Consider the following 16,793-nt stretch of genomic DNA (forward strand, 5'->3'; position numbering starts at 1 on the left):
TCCATATCCATCTGCCGATGTGGTCACGTGCACGTGTGTGTCGGGCCAATGGCGGCCCGATGTGCGTGCTACGCATTCCAGGCAGATGGACCCGCCATCCTGCCTCCGCAGGCAGCATTACTCCGCCCTTGAAGGACTATCCGTGGCAAAAGAACTGACCGAAAGCAAGATCATGCAGGCGCTGGACTACGCCTACGACAAGGCGATGAACGGCTTGCCGGGCATCGATTCCGCCATTGAAATGGCCGACTCCTACATGCGTGAGCCGGGTTCGCTCGAGGACAAGGCGAACTCCCTGGTGCGTTGGCAGAACACCAAGGCAGCGACGTCCGGTTTCGTTACCGGCCTGGGTGGCCTGTTGGTCATGCCGGTGACCATTCCGGCCAACCTGGCCAGCGTCTACTTCATCCAGATCCGCATGATCGCCGCGATCGCGCACATGGCCGGTTGCAATGTCCGCGACGACAAGGTCAAGGCGATGGTCTATGCCTGCCTGACCGGCAATGCCGCCAAGGAAGTGCTGAAGGACGTCGGGATCCAGTTCGGCAAGAAGCTTGCCCAGGCCAGCATTAATCGCATCACGGGTGCGACGATCCTGCGCATCAACAAGGCCGTCGGTTTCCGGCTTCTCACCAAGGCCGGCACCACCGGTGTGGTGAACCTGAGCAAGATGGTCCCGATCCTCGGCGGTGTCATCGGTGGTGCCGTCGATGCGGCCACCACGAACATCGTCGGCAACGCGGCGGTAAGCGTGTTCATTACCGGCGATGAGTCGACCACGCCTGCACCTGTGATCTGACCTGCCTTCCATGCGGGAAGGCACCAGGAAACGTGCCGGCCGAATCTGCCGGCACCTTCCTTGTGCGATGGGCCAGGCTTACCCCGGCAGCATCGGGTAGGCCACCTCGCCCAGCTCCGGCGCGCCATCCTGCAGCATCAACTGCAGGATGGCCGGCACCAGTTGGCCCAGGATGGCAGCACCGTCGCGCAGCTGTGCGCGGTTGGCCTGGCTGTCCCAGGTGGCCCCGCCGTGTACCAGCTGGTTGCGCAGCACATACAGGCGGTCCAGCACGATGGAGAGCACGACCTCGGTGCGCCGTTCAACGACGGCCTGCAGCGCTGAGCGCTGGTCCGTGGCGAAGCGCTCCGCCCAGTGGTTGCTGCTGTCGTGCTCGCGCAGCGCCTTCCAGAAGCGTGCGTATACGAAGCGGTTTCCAATAAGCGTGCGGATGGGCCCGGGAAACTGCTTGAACAGGATGTCCTGCAGGCTGCCTTGCCGGTCATGTGCCAGCAGTGCCTCGAAGAACCTGCGCAGCTGTTCGCGCTCGGCGTTCTCGAAGCCGAATTCCTGAGCATAGGCTGCGTTGAGCGCAATCCACAGAAACAGGAAACGGGCATCCGTATCCTGGTCTTCCTGTTCGGCGCGGTTGAGCCAACTGATGGCGCGGTGCAGCCGCACGCGCGTGGAATCCGTCTGCGCATCGCGGACAAGGCGATGCGCTTCCTTCAGAGTAGTCGAATCCATGTTTCCCCCTGTTATCGCCGCCATTATGCGGAGCGATCGTGGCAGGGGAACTACTCCAGACGTCGTGCCCTGCGCCATGCCTCGGGCAGCCCCTGCCAGAGGGTGTCCAGCGCGTATGCATTGCCGCACTCCAGTGCGGTCGAACGGCACTCGGGGCAGCTGCGGAACCAGGTAAGCCCCTCGATGCGGACATCGCCGGTGGGCGGCGTGACGCGCTTCCAGCCGCAGTCCTTGCAGTGATACGACAACTTCTGTGCTCGGCCCCACATGGTCAGCCGGGCCTCAGTCATCTACGCCAACGTGCTGCTGTTCCACCAGCCAGCGGCCCAGCCCATACAGGGCGAAGCCGTAAACCACCGTTGCACCAATGATCTTGAACATGGAATTCCCTTCGTGGGTGGGTAGCTGGGGCATCCGTGCCCCGTGTCGATCCGTCGGTGTTCATTGTGCGGAGCGCTGCGACAGGCTGCGTCGCGTGATTCTGGTTGAAGGTCAGCTTTGTGGCGCTCCCGGCGCAGCTGCGGCAGGGGACGCTTTAGCCGCTGTACTCTTCGGAGCGCACTCGACGAACTTCGAAACCCGGTCGCTTGGAATCGTTCCAATGCCATTCGATTCGCCCTTCAGCCGAACGTAGTACCGCGAGGAGGTCGCCGCGCGCATCCTCAGCTCCTTCGTGATCTGCTGGGACTTGTCACCAGGATCAATGAAGCTGCCGAAATCTGACTTGTCGCCAGTGATCACCAGGCGCAGGCAATTCATACCGCCTGACGCGCTGTTGGAAACTACCCGCCCGGCCAGCCAGCCTCCGGTTGGGGGGAAGATACAGACGACGGCAATTATGATCAGACTTGCTCGGAAGGCTCTTTCGACAATTTTACCGTCCTTGCTGCCTGCTTCGATCAGCCGGAGCAACAGAACTTGTACCAGCGCCATCACTCCCATTGAGAACAGCAGCAACAGAAAGATCCAAAAGGCGCTCTCGATGTGGGTCGACCGTTCCAGCACGCCCTTCATGACGAACAGCGCCAGCATCATCTGAATCAGGTTTGAGGCAATGGAAGACCAGGTTCGCTCAACCCAATGGCGAATCTTGCGGTCGGGGTCCGGCCAGAAGGCGAAGACAGTGAACACGCCGCCTGCCAGGATAATGGCAAGCGGAATACCCCATTTGTCGTTGCCAGGATGGGCCGCCAGTAGCATGACTGAGATCGCAAGTATCGCTCCAGGGAGCATGAGCCTCAGGATCCACTTGGCGATGTTGGCGACCATATTCTCCGAGAGCTTCAGCACATTTAAGCTGCCATCGCTTGCAGTCTGTGCTTCCTCGAACATCACCATGAGTGGCATGAGTGCAAAAGCAAACAGCGCCAGAGTGATCACGCAGATCATGACCAGCAGCGACGGCAAACCTGAAATGACATCAGATGAGAGAACGCTGAGTGGAATGTGCTCGGATTGAAGGTAGCAAGACAGGCTGACGCTGGGCAGGGCAATGGACGCTGCGGTGAGCTTCACTGGATGCTTCTCGGCCCACGAAAATGCTTCAGCGAGCTGTTGAGTCCAGAGACGGGGTGCTGCATCGGAGTTCGGGGTGGGGTTGGGTGAAGATTGCGGTTCATCCGTCATGGCGCGTTCTTTCAAGAGTTAGGAGGGCGATTTTGTGCCGAGCTGCGCAGGGGCGCAGCTTCAGGAACAAGATCGACCGTCACCGGCAAATTGTTAGCGATGGGTTTGCAGCGGGCGGCGCGGGCTGTGCGCCACGGTTCACCCGCGCAGGCCGCAGGCACCCGCTGGCATCTGGCACGCCCCTCCACGCCCCCCACCTGCTACCATTCCCCCGCTACCCAGCCAGCCCACCCTGCGCAGACAGTTGCAGGGCGGGCCGTCGCAGAACGGCCCAGCGAGCCAGGACACCCTCCCGTGCCCTTTCAAGGATGCTCGCATGACCCGTCATTCCGCTTTCCGCTCGGCCGCTCTGGCCGTTGCCATCTCGCTCAGCGTCGGCGCCCCGGCCGCATTTGCCGATAACGCGACCGCAGCGCCCGCCGCCAGCACCGCCGTGCAGCGCCAGGCCATCGCCCAGGGCCTGTACGAGCTGGCCTACAGCCCCACCCAGAACGCGGTGTTCGTGGCCTCGTCCGGTGGCTTCGGCGACAACGCCGGCCCGTCCCAGGTGCTGCGCCTGGACCCCGCCACGCTGGCCGTGCAGGCCCGCATCCCGCTGGAGCGCAAGGGTTTCGGCGTGGTGCTGGATGACGCCCACAACCGCCTGTACGTGGGCAACACCGTGGACACCTCGGTGACCGTGGTCGACACCGCGCAGAACAAGGCCATCGGCACCGTGCAGCTGATGGAAAAGAAGGTGGGCAAGGACGGCAAGGCCGGCTACACCCATGACCTGCGCGAGCTGGTGGTCGACAGCGCCGCCAACCGCCTGTACGTCACCGGCCATTCCGGCGAGGGCAGCGTGCTGTTCGTGGTGGACACCACCACGCTGAAGCTGATCGACACCATCCCGGGCCTGGGCAAGGCGAAGGCGCCGGGCCTGGCGCTGGATGCCGCCAACAAGCGCGTCTACACCAGCAACCTGCTGGCCGACCTGGTGGTGGTGGGCACCGATTCGAAGAAGGTGGTGGCCCAGCACAAGATCGCCGCCGAGCAGCCGATGAACATCGCGCTGGACCCGGACGGCAAGCGCCTGTTCGTGACCGACCAGGGCTCGGCGATGATCCGCGACTATGTCACCAAGAGCAGCGAGGGCTTCGTCAGCAAGCACCCGGGCCAGCGCGTGCTGGTGCTCGACCGCAGCACCGGCAAGGAACTGGCCAGCCTGCCGACCGATGCCGGCCCGCTGGGCATCCTGCTGGATGCACCGCGCAAGCGCCTGTACGTGACCAACCGCGAAGGCGGCACGGTGACCGCCTATGACAGCGCCAGCTACAAGAAGGTGGCCAGCTATGCGGTGCCGACGCACCCGAACAGCCTGGCGCTGGATGCGAAGAACAACGTGTTGTTCGTGAGCATCAAGAACGGCGAGAAGGATGCCAAGGGCTCGGAAGAGAGCGTGGCGCGCATCCAGCTGTAAGGCGGTAGCGCCAGGCCATGCCTGGTGATGACGGAATGGGTAGCGCCGGGCCATGCCCGGCGGTATTTACGCGGCGTAGCTGTACCGACGATCGGCGGTCATCCAGCTATTGGCGCCGGTGTGCACTGCCGGGCGAAATCGACCAGATCCTTGGGGTAGAACGGCATGTCGCGGTAGCTGGCGTCGTCAATGCCCAGAACCACTGTGGTGGCCGCAGCCTCCCATGACCAGTAGTCGTAGAACATGACACCACTGCCTTCGTGCTGGTCGATGTAAGGCTCGCGGCGGCTGTGGTGGTACCAGTTGTCCAGATAGTCGACCATCAGCGCGGGCCGCTGTGCAGGCTCGGCGGCAAACACCTTGAACAGGCGTCGGTACGGCAGATGGCGGGTGGCTTTGTCTGGGATAGGCCGACCGGGTGCCCACTGGGCCACCAGTCGCTCCAGCAGACCATCGTGGATGTCCAGTTCGGCGTTGACGTAGTCCAGGAATGCCATCACGCGTGGCATCCTCTCGGCGTTGCCAGTCAGCAGGCCGAAACAGACCAAGCGCAGGGCGACGATCCAGAACTCCTCATCCACCAGTCCAACATGCGGAACGCGCCGCCCGGAGGTATTCTCCGGTGACTCATCGTAGGCTGCATCAAAGCGGCCGTATTCTTCGGCCCATTCCAAGGCATACGGCCAGATATCAGCCAGCTGCTGGACGGGCGCACCGGCCGAGTATTGCAGACTCATCCAATCAAGCGTGCTCCACAGACGTTGCTGCGTAGACATCATCATTCCCCCCTTGCGCGCCCGATCTGCGTACTTGGGTAGATCCGTGGTCACCATCGCAATCCCCCCAGCTTGTCAGCAAAACGGGATGCGTACATTTCGTGGCGCAGATACGGCTCACGCCGCGCGTCGAACGCGGTCTCGGAGATCTTCCAGTGGTTCCAGTGCTTCCAGTCGGGCATGGGCAGGGTCATGAGCGTTCTCATTTCCACAACAGCGAGTTGGGCAGGATGAATTCAGTAGCGATCTGGTGGCTGGCTGCGCCTTTGCCACACCGGCCAGCAGCGGACCCGCGCGCCTTGTCGTGCAGATTGTGATTCGGCCCCCCCACGGTGATGACGCTGCGGTCGTAGGGACATTGGACCAATGCATTGGACGGCCCGCCCTAGTCATCCATTACTGATTCGGCGCCGAACATGGAGGCGCTATCTCCCTATGCCTGGATCGCGAACGCCAGCGATGCTTTAAGTAGCGATGCTTGTTGCGGTGATTCAGCCTAGCGTCGGGGGCGTCTGATCTGCGGCCCAGATCCAGAAGGTGTCACCCCAGTCGCCGTTGACGTCGGGAAGCACATCACCTTCCTCGAACAAGCGCCTCATGCCTTGGGCGGGGCTGTACCACCATCCCGTTTGCGGGCAGAGTTGCCCCGCGGGCACCCGCGAAGGTCGTTGCGGCTGCGGTGCTGCGCACTCCCGCGCGAAGTCGACCAGATCCTTCGGGTAGAACGGCATGTCGCGGTAGCTGGCGTCGTCAATGCCCAGAACCACTGTGGTGGCCGCAGCCTCCCAGGACCAGTAACCGTAGAACGTGACGCCACTGCCTTCGTGCTGGTCGATGTAAGGCTCGCGGCGGCTGTGGTGGTACCACTTGTCCAGATAGTCGACCATCAGCGCGGGCCGCTGCGCAGGCTCGGCGGAAAACACCCTGAACAGACGCCGGTACGGCAAATGGCGGGTGGCTTTGTCTGGGATAGGCCGACCGGGTGCCCACTGGGCCACCAGTCGCTCCAGCAGACCGTCGTGAATGCCCAGCTCGGCGTTGACGTAGTCCAGGAATGCCATCACGCGTGGCATCTTCTCCGCGTTACCGGTCAGCAGGCCGAAACAGACCAAGCGCAACGCGACGATCCAGTAGCTGGGGGAGACCAGTGGAGCGTGCGGAATGATTCTGCCGGAGGTGTTCTCCTGCGAATCATGATAAGCCGTGTGAATACGGCCATATTCTTCAGCCCACTCCAGTGCATATGGCCAGACGTCGGCCAATTGCTGGACGGGAGCACCGGCGGAGTACTGAAGACTCATCCAGCCAAACGTACTCCACAGACGTTGCTGGGTGGACATCATCATTCCCCCCCTGCGTGCCCGATCTGCGTACTTCGGCAGATCCATAGTTACCATCGCGATGCCACCAAGGTGGTCATAAAAGCGCGTGGCGTACATTTCATGGCGCAGATACGGCTCGCGTCGGGCGTCAAACGCGGTCTCGGAAATCTTCCAACGAGTCCATCCCTTCCAGTCGGGCATGGGCAGGTTCATGGTCCGAGCCACTCAAGTACCAAGCTACAAAAAGGCGGGAGCAGGATCATGTTCATGAGCGCTATTCGCCCTTGTCGGCATCGCACTGCGCCAGACACGTTCCGTTTCGGCCCATGATCGGTCGTACAGCCGAGTCATGGCGCTGCACGCTCCAGATCATGTTGAGGCCATCGGCCGAAGACCCCGGATAGGCGAGCCAGGTTCCCTGCGCGTCCGGCGCAAGCTGGGAATCTGCACGGAACGCGCTTGCACAGTGACCGTAGAGGTAGGCTGCCTCCAAGGACGGCGGAGTTCGCGGATTCTCCCAGTCTGAATACAGGCGGCTATGCAGCACCGGACAGAGCACGCCTCCATCTACGACGAGGGAGTAGCGTGATGTCTGATCGATGCGCGCCACGGCATTGAACGATCGCGATCTTCGCAGCGCCTTCGTACGTGGAGTTCGGTAGTAGACCGAAGCCCAAGGCCATAGCCGCGCCTGATCGAGTCGAATTTCCATCATCTGCTCACCTACCGCAGCGGCGTCACTGGAGTGAGTGATAACGCCAGCACGGTTGAACAGGTAGTAGTGCTCGCGGCCCATGGCAGTGGGATCGCCTGCGATGACAATGGATCTGAATGGCCATTCCGCAGCAGGGCTGTAGCTCAGCATGCCGGGCTCGATGGGATGATCCATACCAAGAGGTAGTCGCCAGATCGACCGGTCGTCCGGGAAGGGGATATGTCGATAGGGGTCATCTCCATCCCGCACGCAATGCAGCATCTGCCCATCGCGATTGACGAAGGTGATGGCGGGTGTGCCGGGACACTCGATACGTCGCTGAGAGCTCTTCAACTCCCCTGCAGGGGCGTCAGAGGCCGCCGTTGACAGGAGTAACAAGGAGAACAGGGTGTACTTCATGGGTGATGTCGATTCCTGCAGTTCAATGGCACACAAACCTTGAGTGCGTTCTAGCGATTCGACTCATCGCTACCGCACAGCGCAACGCACCTTCCTTTTCGGTCCCGTACCGGACGTTCTGGCTCGTCATGGCGTTGGAAGGTCCAAAAAAGCTCGAGCTTGCTGATTGGAAATCCCGGATACATGTAATACGTCTCCGGGTCATGCTCGATCCCTGGGAAGCTGAAAGAGCGGCTTTCCGCATCGCCGCAGTGGCCATTGATGTACGTCCCAGTGTTGTCGCCAGAGCGCCGGTCGCGCGGCCAGTTCACAAACTCGGACTCTCTGAGGATTGGGCAGAGCATGGCCTGATCGACTATCAGTGCAAAGTACGACGGATCGTTAACCCTTTGCATGGGATCACGGTCCGTTCCTGCGTCGCCATTCTTGCCGGTAGGCATCCGGTAGTACACATTGGCAGTGGGCCAAACGCGCAACCCTGAGATGGTCATCTCCGCCATTCTTTCGCCGATTGCTTCTTCCTTGCTGGAGTCGATTACGGTGCCGTTGTGATCAAAAATGTAGTACGCATCCCTGCTCTGGCGCGCCGGCAGACTCATGATGACGATGGATCGAAAAGGCCAAGCATCAGCCCAACGGAAGTTGCTGGTCCCACGGGGAGGCTGTTCGATGCTCCCGAAGTTCAAGCTCCAATGCGCGCTGTCGTCTGGAGGGGTGACGTCCTTGTAAGCATCCTCGCCTTCTTCGGGCTCGCACTGATACTGGCGGCTTTCAAGAAAGCGGACCGTAGCGGGTGGTGGTGGGCAGTCTTTCCCGGTTGCTATTGGAAGATCGTCAACTGGTGCTTGCATCGCGCTTGCAGATGCGAGGGAAAGAAGCAGCATCAGTTTCATGATTCGACGTATCCAAGGCTGATGTGAATGTGATGCACGTGCGTGTCATCAGTGGCGAATGCCAACACTTCTTGGCCGGGTGGCTGTGCGATGTCGAGCTGGCCGTTCGTCAGCCGCCATGGCCCACCGATCCACCCCAGCACACCGTTTTGTTTGGCCTGCGCTATATACGCATGTACTCTGAAACTTAGTTCACGCCTACGCCTGTTGATATCTAACTCCGCCCCTCTAGGTGGAATAGGGTTGCACTCTTTGCCAAGGTTGCGGTGAAAGCGGACCTCTACTCGGTACAAGCGGCCGTCGTTGTCGGCTACCGTTGCCTCTGCTTTTGTAATGTCCAGCGCAGAGGCATAGCGATGCAGAACGGAACCGAAGTGCGGACGCCACGCGCCGGTAGATCGAATGTGCGAGATGTCTAGGTCATGCATCATCCTCAAGAGGAACTCCATGGTTGCTGGATGTGTCCTGCGCAGGCTCTCATCTGCAGTCATGCGGTTTCCGGCATGGCCGTTGTCTTCGCGGAAGGAGAACCGTCCGCGTCCGCCGGTAGTTGACTGGTGGTTGAACTCAATACGCTTCTCGCCATGCTCGAGTATCCGATCATTCAAGTCAGCGCCTGGTCTGCTGTTCGTGGTCAGGCTCTCGCCATAGATGATGCGTAGCTGTTCGCGATAGTCGCTGGCCTCGATGAGAAGATGCTCACTGCCATAGGTGCGAGAGGCATCAGCCCACGCCTGGAAGGAAATAAGGTGTCGCCCAAGATCCAAGGGTTTGATCTCCTTCCTGTTGGCCTCTTGAAGGTTCGTCAACTGTAGAACGGGGCCGTCCGCTGCGATGGAGTCAGCTGCCACGCCACGAGTGCGCAGCAGGCCATTGGGGTGGGTAGTGCGGACAGACAGGCTCAGGTCGGCTGCTTCGACGACATCCAGCTCGACCAGTGGCTGCACTTCACGACCGCTGTTCCGACCATCGGCAAGTGCATGCTGCTGTATCGAAAAGGTGCTCCGCGGAAGAAACTGCTCTGTGGGCTCATTGATGTAGATCCTGTACTTCCCCGCACCCTGGAGGAGTACATGTGCTTTACCCTGCGAGGACGTCTTCCCGGAAGCGCCCCTTGGGCGCGCCAGTACGCGCCAGTGGCTGGGATCCTCCGGGCGCGCATGTACTACGACGTAGGGCAGTCCCTTGGTCAGCTGAGTAGCCTTCCCGTCATCCCCGCCATTCATCGTGAAAGTGATCTCGACATGGTGCCTGAGTGGAACGTGGTAGACGTTCATGGCCACGTTGTCCCGATCACGGACCACGATAGCCGCGGCGGGTGGTTTGTTTCGACGCCGCATCAGTTCTTCTTCCGCTTGGCTGAGGTCATGCGATTTCCACCTCGAAGGGGAAGGCGGTTGCGTTGGCCGTGATCACTACCTTGCTGCGCTGGTGAGCGTGATGGAAGAAGCTTCCAATGTGCTTCCAGGTGTCATCGTCGCGGCGTATATCGATCTGCACATGGCCAGAGCCGGGCAGCAGCCACGTTCCTTCCTGCTCCATGGAGCCGCCGTCGTGCTGGGAATGCAGCCTGACACCCCGGCCATCTGTTGTGGTGCTGCCAACGTAGGTATCCCCTCTTCCGTCTCTCAGTCGATACGTCACTCCCTCCAGCGGTTCGCCGAAACTGGAAGAGAAGTGAAGCTGCGTCGATCCTGCTGAGCAGGCATTAGTAGGTGTATGCATGGGTGGCTTCTCCTTGACCTTCGCCTATGTCGAGACTCAGCAATCGCATGCTTCATCCTGTCCATCAATCGATATCTCGATGGTCCAGCCTCCATTGCCGATGTAGGCCGTAAGCGCATCGTTGGATTCAGTTCCCACCGTGATGCTGCGCCCGCTGTCATCGGTAACGCCCTGAGCCAACACTTCACCGTCAGCGGTGACAATTTTGTAGTACGTGCTGGGCTGCGCCCGCTGCTGCGCATCCACCACACGGAGCTTCCCGCGATACTTCAACCGTGGCGCAAGCTGCCTCGGCAACGCCACGATGGCAGCGTGATTGAACGCCCCACCCAAAAACGGATGCTCACCCGCCTTCACCTTGAACTCGCCCGGGCAGCTGAACGTGATGTTCCCGCCTTCCAGCGTGATCGCGCTGCTGCCGGCCTGCAGCACTACCTTGGTCTGCGCCAGCACGTCGATGCCCGGCGCCCCGCACGGCCTGACCATCACCCACGCCGACCAGTTCAACGCCGACCTGCTGGCGTTCGCACGCAAGTGACGCGTGGCGGCGGCGCCGCAATGGCGCCGCCGCTCCTTCGGTAGTGCCGGCCGCTGGCCGGCAGCTCGCGCCCATCCATACCGCGGGCAGCCGGCCAGCGGCCGGCTCTGCCACGTGCCGGTCAGATGTCGCTGTGGTGGTGCGGAACGCCGGCTGCCGGCAGCGGGTCATGCCCGCCCACGAAGTGCCGCACCACCGGCGCGCGTTCACCGCGATGCAGGCCGCGCAGCAATTCCTGGATCGCCTTGTCATCGGCGGTGATGCGTTCGTGCTGGCGCAGGTGCTCCAGCCACGAGGCAGTCACGAAATACTCCAGATGGATGCCCGGCGTCGCCACGTCCTCCACCACGCCCCAGACCACTGCACCATCGCGGCGGCGGATCGTACCCAGCGCGCGCATCTGTGTCTGGAAGGCAGCGCGGTCAGTTGCATTGATGCGGTACTCCACCGTCACCAGCACCGGTCCACGGTCATGCGACACCGGCACCGACAGCTCGGGTGCGGGCCAGTGCCCGGCCGGGCGCAGGTTCAGTTCCTCGGTACCGGCAATGCGCACGCGCCACACCAGCAGGCCACCGATCACCGCACCCGCAGCAGCCACCAGCAGCGCAAGCTCCGGCGAGGTGCGCTGCGCCAGCGCGCCCCAGCTCAGGCCACCGGCGGCCATGCCGGCCGAGAACACCATGATGTAAAGGGCCAATGCACGCGCGCGCACCCACGCCGGAACCGCAGTCTGCGCAGCGATCTGCAGCGAGGACAGCACGGTGATCCAGGCAAAGCCATTGGCCAGCATCACCAGCGGCAGCACGTACCAGCTGCGGGTCAACGCCAGGCCGACCAGGCTTGCCGCCAGCGCCAGGGTCGCCAACAGCACCAGCAGGTCGCGATCGAGCTTCGCGCGCAGCTTGGGCAGCAGCAGCGCGCCGCCCACTGCACCAATGCCGATGCAGCCCAGCAGGATGCCGTACTGCCCTGCCCCGCCGTGCATCTGGCCACGGACCACCACCGGCAGCATCGCGTTCATCGCTGCAGCAAAGAAGAAGAAGCCAACCGATTTGATCAGCACTGCCTGCAGGCGCCCGGCACGGCTGGCATAGCGCAGGCCGGCCTTCAGGCCCGCGCCGAACCCTTCAGGCGGCAGGCTCGAAGCCTTCGGGTCGCGCTTCCAGCCCCACACCACGAACAACATCGCCGCGAACGTGATGGCATTGAAGCCGAATGCCCAGACCGCGCCCAGCTGCGCCACGATGACGCCGCCGATGGCCGGTCCGATCGACCGGGCGATGTTGATGCCGATCGAGTTCAGCGCCACCGCCGAGGCCAGCATCGGTTGCGGCACCAGTTCGGAGACGATGGCGGCCTGTGCGGGCATCGCCATCGCCGCGCCGCAGCCCATGCAGAAGGTCAGCACCACCAGCAGGTTCGGGCTCAGGTGGCCGCTGGCAGTCAGCGCTGCCATCACCGCCGCCACCAGCAGCATCCAGCCCTGGGTGAACAACAGGTACCTGCGGCGGTCGACGATGTCGGCCAACGTGCCGGCAACCAGCGCCAGCAGCACGATCGGCACCGTGGTGGCCGACTGCACCAGGGCCACCATCAGCGGCGAACCGGTACGTTCGGCCATCACCCAGGCGGCGGCAACATCATTGACCCACGTGCCGATGTTGCTGGCCAGGATGGCCAGCCACAGTGCGCGGAACATGCGGATCTTCAGCGGGGACCAGGCACCGGCAGTCTGTGCGGGTGCCTGCGGCGGAACTGCGTTCACCATGGCCTTGCTCCAACGATCGATGCGTCCACCGTGCCCGCGGCACCGGCGTGGTTCAGAACGCGAAACATGAGCATCCCATCGCACCCCAGAACGCGGTCAGGTCATCGGTAGGGGTTGCGTGCTGCGCGGCATGGCCGTGGGCGCCGTGGGTGCTGCAGGCCACGCCGTGGTGATGACGGTGGGCGGCAGCCAGGCCGGTGGCGGTGCCGCCGACGTGGTAGCCACCGAACCTGTTGACCGGCGACCAGTCCGGCATCGCCGGCGGCAGCTGCGGGGCCAGGCCAGCGTAGTCACCATCGGCATGCACGATGCGGCCACCGACTACGGTCAGCAGGCTGGTGATGTCGGCGATCTGCGCATCATCGACACGGAAGAAATCGGCCGACAGCAGGATGAAGTCGGCCAGCTGACCTTCCTTCAGCGTGCCCTTCACCGCTTCGTCGCCGGAGAACCACGCGCTGCCCTGCGTCCACAGGCGCAGGGCCTGTTCGCGCTCCAGCAGGTTCTCGTCGCCATACAATGCCAGTCCACCGACGGTACGCCCGGTCACCAGCCACGACAGCGCCACCCACGGGTTGTAGCTGGCCACGCGGGTCGCATCGGTACCGGCACCCACCGGCACGCCTTCGGCCAGCATGCGCTTGACCGGCGGTGTGTGCCGCGCGGCCTGCACGCCATAGCGCTCGACGAACGCCTCGCCCTGGTAGGCCATGCGGTGCTGCACGGCGATGCCGCCGCCCAGCGCACGGATGCGCTCGATGTTGCGCGGGGTGATGGTTTCGGCGTGGTCGATGAACCAGTGCAGGCCATCGAACGGCACCTCGCGGTTCACCTGCTCATACACATCCAGGATGCGGGTGATGCTCTCGTCATAGGTCGCGTGGATGCGGAACGGCCAGCGCTTCTCCACCAGCAGCTTGACCACATCGTGCAGTTCGGGCTCCAGCTCCGGCGGCAGTTCGGGGCGTGGCTCGCTGAAAAGCTCGAAGTCGGCCGCCGAAAACACCAGCATTTCGCCTGCGCCGTTGTGGCGCAGCAGATCATCGCCCTGGCGCGGCTGCAGGATTTCGCTCCATCCGCGGAAATCGTTGACCTCGTTGCCCTTGTTCTGGGTGAACAGGTTGTAGGCGATGCGCACGGTCAGTTGGTCATCGCGGTGCAGCTGCTCGATGACCTGGTAGTCCTCGGGGTAATTCTGGAAGCCGCCGCCGGCATCGATCACCGAGGTGATGCCCAGCCGGTTCAACTCGCGCATGAAGTGGCGGGTGGAATTGGACTGGTACTCGATCGGCAGGCGTGGGCCCTTGGCCAGCGTCGCGTACAGGATGAGCGCGTTGGGCTTGGCCAGCAGCAGGCCGGTCGGGTTGCCCAGCGAGTCGCGCACGATCTGGCCACCCGGCGGGTCCGGTGTTTCCTTGGTGTAACCACAGGCACGCAGCGCCGCGCGGTTGAGCAGCGCGCGGTCATACAGGTGCAGCAGGAACACCGGCGTATCCGGTGCGATGTCGTTGAGCTCCTGCAGCGTCGGCAGGCGCTTCTCGTTGAACTGCGCGGCAGTGAAACCACCGACCACGCGCACCCATTGCGGCGCCGGGGTGCGGTCGACCTGGGCCTTCAGCATGGCCATGGCATCGGCCAGCGAGCGCAGGCCGTCCCAGCGCAGCTCCAGGTTGTAGTTCAGGCCACCGCGGATCAGGTGGGTGTGGCTGTCATTGAGGCCCGGCACAATGCGGCGGCCCTGCGCGTCGAGGATGGTGGCCTCGTTGCCCCACTCGCGCATGATCTGCTCGTCGCTGCCGACAGCGGCAATGCGGCCGTTCTGCACGGCCAGCGCCTGCGCATGCGGCTGCTGCGGGTCCAGAGTGGTGATGCGGGCGTTTCTGATGACCAGCGTGCTCATGCGACGCTCCTTCGGTGTGGAATCGATGGCCGCAGCGGCACCGCCGGCCAGCCCCAGCGCCATCGCGGCGCCGCTGGCCAGCACGACGTTGCGTCGGCCCGGGTCGAGGGGGGAAGAACTCATGCAATGTCTCCAGCACGCGCCAGGCCATCGAGCGCCCAGGCGCCCGGACCGGCCAGGGCGATCGCCAGCAGTGCCAGCGTCCACATCAACGGGTATTCGGTGCCGCCGCGCATCCAGAACCAGCCCTTGGGCAGGGCCAGCAGCGCGGTGAAGGCAATGAACGCGGCCGCGAGCAGCGCCGCACCACGGGTCTGCCAGCCCAGCAGCACAGCCAGCCCGGACGCGACCTGCAGCAACGCCAGCAACAGCGGCAGCGGGGCCACCGCTGGCAGGCCGAAGCCACGCAGCTCGCCGGCAAACCCGGCCAGGCCAGGGCCACCGAACCAGCCGAACAATTTGCCCAGCGCATGTGGCAGCAGGAAACCTCCCGCTGCCACGCGCAGGATCAGCAGGGCAAGGTCCAGGCCGTGCCCGCTGTCCATGTTCAGTGGCCGCCTTCCTGCGCGCCGAACATGGTCTTGGCGTACTGGATGCCGATGCCGTAGCCGCCGGCGTGGTCGCGGGCGATGCCGGTGGTCAGGCCATAGGTCTCGCCGCGTGCCCAGTCGCGCTGCAGCTCCAGCAGGTACTGCACGCTGGTGATCGGGCGCGCGCCGGCCTGCACCATGCGGGTGATGGCACGCTCGTGCGCTTCGTCGCTGACATCGCCGCAGGCATCGGTGATCACGTAGACCTCGAAGCCCTGCTCCAGCGCCGACAGGGTCGGGCCGACGATGCACACGCTGGTCCACAGGCCCGCCAGCACCAGGCGCTGCTTGCCGATGCGGTTGATCTCATCGATCACCGGCTGGTCTTCCCAGGTGTTCATCGAGGTGCGGTCGAACACAGCCTGGCCGGGGAAGATCTGCGGCAGTTCCGGGAACATCGGGCCGGAGAACGACTGCTCGGCAACCGTGGTCAGCACCACCGGCACGTTGAAGCCCTTGGCGCCCTTGCTGATCAGCGACACGTTGTTGCGCAGCGCGGAGATGTCGATGGTGTGGGTGGCGAACGCCATCTGCGACTGGAAGTCGATCAGCACCAGGGCGTGGTCGGTCGGGGAAAGCAGGCCCTTTGCAGGCGTGGCGGTAGCAGTGGTCATGGGTGGGTTCCAGTAGTGGGCGGGGCAACAGAAGAGGGGTGGACAGCGGGAAGGTGCAGCGCGGCATCACCGGCGAGGTACTGCCCGGGGCTGCACCCGGTCTCGGCACGGAAGCTGCGGACGAAATGGCTCTGGTCGAAGAAGCCCAGGTGCTGGGCCAGGCGGGACATCGGCTGGTCCGCGGCCGGCAGCAACTGCCGCGCGCGTTCGATGCGGCGGCGGCGCAGATAGCGCAGCGGGCTCGCACCGGTGCCGGTGCGGAACAGCCGCACCAGATGGAAACGGCTCACGCACGCGACTTCGGCCAGCTCGGTCACCCGCAGCGGCTGCGACAGGTGCGCATCGATGTAATGCAGTGCGCGCTGCAGGGCGGCAGCCTGGTGCGGCGCCAGCGCGGCGGCAAGGACGACGGGCGGTGTAGCTTCGGCCATGACAGAGCACCGCGACGGGGTGTCCCATGGTGCGGTGGACGGCGCTGGCGCCGTACCCCCGTCGGTCGTGGCTGCCACTCACCCATTCGGGGGAGGCCGCCGGCCCAGCCGGCGCCGGCCGAACTGCCGCGCATCCAGCGAATAGGCGCCCGGCCCCAGCAGCAGCAAGGCCAGCGGCAGCGCCAGCAGCGGCAATGCCGCGCCCTGCAGCCACAGCCCGGCACAGGCCAGCCCGGCCGACAGCGGGGTCAGCCAGCCCAGTACCAGCAGTGCCACGCCGAGCGCGCACAGCACCACCAGCCCGCCGTCATGCAGGCCTGGCGCGCACAATGCACCGGCCAGGCACAGGCGCAGCCAGAGCAGGCCCAGCCCGGGCCCGCGATCAGGGAACATCACGAACAGCCGCTGCATCCTCAGCCTCCGCCACTCCATTGCCGGCGTGATAGCTGATCCGGATGCCACCGCGCCTACCCCGTTCGGGTCACCCTGGCCTGCCCCGCACCTGCCAG

The 16,793-nt window shown here is 63.7% G+C and carries 18 protein-coding genes; 2 read left to right on the forward strand and 16 right to left on the reverse strand.

Translation table 11 applies throughout. The annotated features are described in order from the left end of the window. Positions 1 to 172: 172 nt before the first annotated feature. A complete protein-coding gene (locus C1927_RS02210) occupies positions 173 to 799 on the forward strand; it encodes an EcsC family protein (RefSeq protein WP_216821167.1) in 627 nt (208 codons plus the stop codon). Between the two features lie 78 nt (positions 800 to 877). Here the strand turns inward: C1927_RS02210 and C1927_RS02215 are convergent, their stop codons facing one another. Continuing rightward, the gene (locus C1927_RS02215; protein ID WP_174208664.1) at positions 878 to 1,525 is read right to left on the reverse strand and encodes a HEPN domain-containing protein; all 648 of its coding nucleotides are present in this window, start codon (positions 1,523 to 1,525) and stop codon (positions 878 to 880) included. Between the two features lie 492 nt (positions 1,526 to 2,017). Further along, the gene (locus C1927_RS02225) at positions 2,018 to 3,151 is read right to left on the reverse strand and encodes a hypothetical protein (RefSeq protein ID WP_159095273.1); all 1,134 of its coding nucleotides are present in this window, start codon (positions 3,149 to 3,151) and stop codon (positions 2,018 to 2,020) included. A gap of 316 nt (positions 3,152 to 3,467) precedes the next feature. Here C1927_RS02225 and C1927_RS02230 point away from each other — a divergent pair, with 316 nt between their 5' ends. After that, entirely contained in the window at positions 3,468 to 4,610 is a 1,143-nt protein-coding gene (locus tag C1927_RS02230; RefSeq protein WP_108745821.1) for a YncE family protein, read from the forward strand. 98 nt (positions 4,611 to 4,708) lie between these two features. On the opposite strand, the gene C1927_RS02235 is transcribed toward C1927_RS02230, so the two are convergent. The 14 genes from C1927_RS02235 to C1927_RS02290 form a co-directional block, all read right to left on the reverse strand. Continuing rightward, positions 4,709 to 5,347, reverse strand: coding sequence for a PoNe immunity protein domain-containing protein (locus C1927_RS02235; RefSeq protein WP_216821168.1), 639 nt, complete (start codon positions 5,345 to 5,347; stop codon positions 4,709 to 4,711). Positions 5,348 to 5,436: 89 nt separating this feature from the next. Beyond that, the gene (locus tag C1927_RS21585; protein WP_216821169.1) at positions 5,437 to 5,580 is read right to left on the reverse strand and encodes a hypothetical protein; all 144 of its coding nucleotides are present in this window, start codon (positions 5,578 to 5,580) and stop codon (positions 5,437 to 5,439) included. 297 nt (positions 5,581 to 5,877) lie between these two features. Next, positions 5,878 to 6,921 carry a PoNe immunity protein domain-containing protein gene (locus C1927_RS02240; RefSeq protein WP_108745822.1) on the reverse strand — a complete coding sequence of 348 codons (1,044 nt, stop codon included), beginning with the start codon at positions 6,919 to 6,921 and terminating at the stop codon, positions 5,878 to 5,880. Positions 6,922 to 6,982: 61 nt separating this feature from the next. Then, complete coding sequence (locus C1927_RS02245) at positions 6,983 to 7,822, reverse strand: hypothetical protein (RefSeq protein WP_079220434.1); 840 nt, start codon at positions 7,820 to 7,822, stop codon at positions 6,983 to 6,985. Positions 7,823 to 7,872: 50 nt separating this feature from the next. Further along, positions 7,873 to 8,715 (reverse strand): hypothetical protein, encoded by an 843-nt coding sequence (locus C1927_RS02250; RefSeq protein ID WP_159095274.1) that lies wholly within the window; start codon positions 8,713 to 8,715, stop codon positions 7,873 to 7,875. Next, positions 8,712 to 9,992 carry a hypothetical protein gene (locus C1927_RS02255; RefSeq protein ID WP_159095275.1) on the reverse strand — a complete coding sequence of 427 codons (1,281 nt, stop codon included), beginning with the start codon at positions 9,990 to 9,992 and terminating at the stop codon, positions 8,712 to 8,714. The genes C1927_RS02250 and C1927_RS02255 overlap by 4 nt, the downstream gene beginning before the upstream one ends. Before the next feature lie 88 nt (positions 9,993 to 10,080). Then, entirely contained in the window at positions 10,081 to 10,440 is a 360-nt protein-coding gene (locus C1927_RS21285) for a hypothetical protein (RefSeq protein ID WP_152027029.1), read from the reverse strand. A 36-nt stretch (positions 10,441 to 10,476) separates the two neighbouring features. Then, the gene (locus tag C1927_RS02260; RefSeq protein ID WP_108745825.1) at positions 10,477 to 11,103 is read right to left on the reverse strand and encodes a DUF2345 domain-containing protein; all 627 of its coding nucleotides are present in this window, start codon (positions 11,101 to 11,103) and stop codon (positions 10,477 to 10,479) included. Beyond that, positions 11,100 to 12,749, reverse strand: coding sequence for an MFS transporter (locus C1927_RS02265; RefSeq protein ID WP_108745826.1), 1,650 nt, complete (start codon positions 12,747 to 12,749; stop codon positions 11,100 to 11,102). The genes C1927_RS02260 and C1927_RS02265 overlap by 4 nt, the downstream gene beginning before the upstream one ends. A gap of 52 nt (positions 12,750 to 12,801) precedes the next feature. Next, a complete protein-coding gene (locus tag C1927_RS02270; protein WP_174208730.1) occupies positions 12,802 to 14,649 on the reverse strand; it encodes an amidohydrolase in 1,848 nt (615 codons plus the stop codon). 119 nt (positions 14,650 to 14,768) lie between these two features. Beyond that, complete coding sequence (locus C1927_RS02275) at positions 14,769 to 15,194, reverse strand: DoxX family membrane protein (protein ID WP_079222172.1); 426 nt, start codon at positions 15,192 to 15,194, stop codon at positions 14,769 to 14,771. 2 nt (positions 15,195 to 15,196) lie between these two features. Beyond that, complete coding sequence (locus C1927_RS02280; RefSeq protein ID WP_079222173.1) at positions 15,197 to 15,853, reverse strand: hydrolase; 657 nt, start codon at positions 15,851 to 15,853, stop codon at positions 15,197 to 15,199. Continuing rightward, positions 15,850 to 16,284, reverse strand: coding sequence for an AraC family transcriptional regulator (locus C1927_RS02285; RefSeq protein ID WP_079222174.1), 435 nt, complete (start codon positions 16,282 to 16,284; stop codon positions 15,850 to 15,852). The genes C1927_RS02280 and C1927_RS02285 overlap by 4 nt, the downstream gene beginning before the upstream one ends. Positions 16,285 to 16,362: 78 nt before the next feature. Further along, complete coding sequence (locus C1927_RS02290; protein ID WP_108745828.1) at positions 16,363 to 16,695, reverse strand: hypothetical protein; 333 nt, start codon at positions 16,693 to 16,695, stop codon at positions 16,363 to 16,365. Positions 16,696 to 16,793 lie beyond the last annotated feature (98 nt).

This window comes from Stenotrophomonas sp. ZAC14D1_NAIMI4_1 (assembly GCF_003086775.1).
GTDB lineage: Bacteria > Pseudomonadota > Gammaproteobacteria > Xanthomonadales > Xanthomonadaceae > Stenotrophomonas.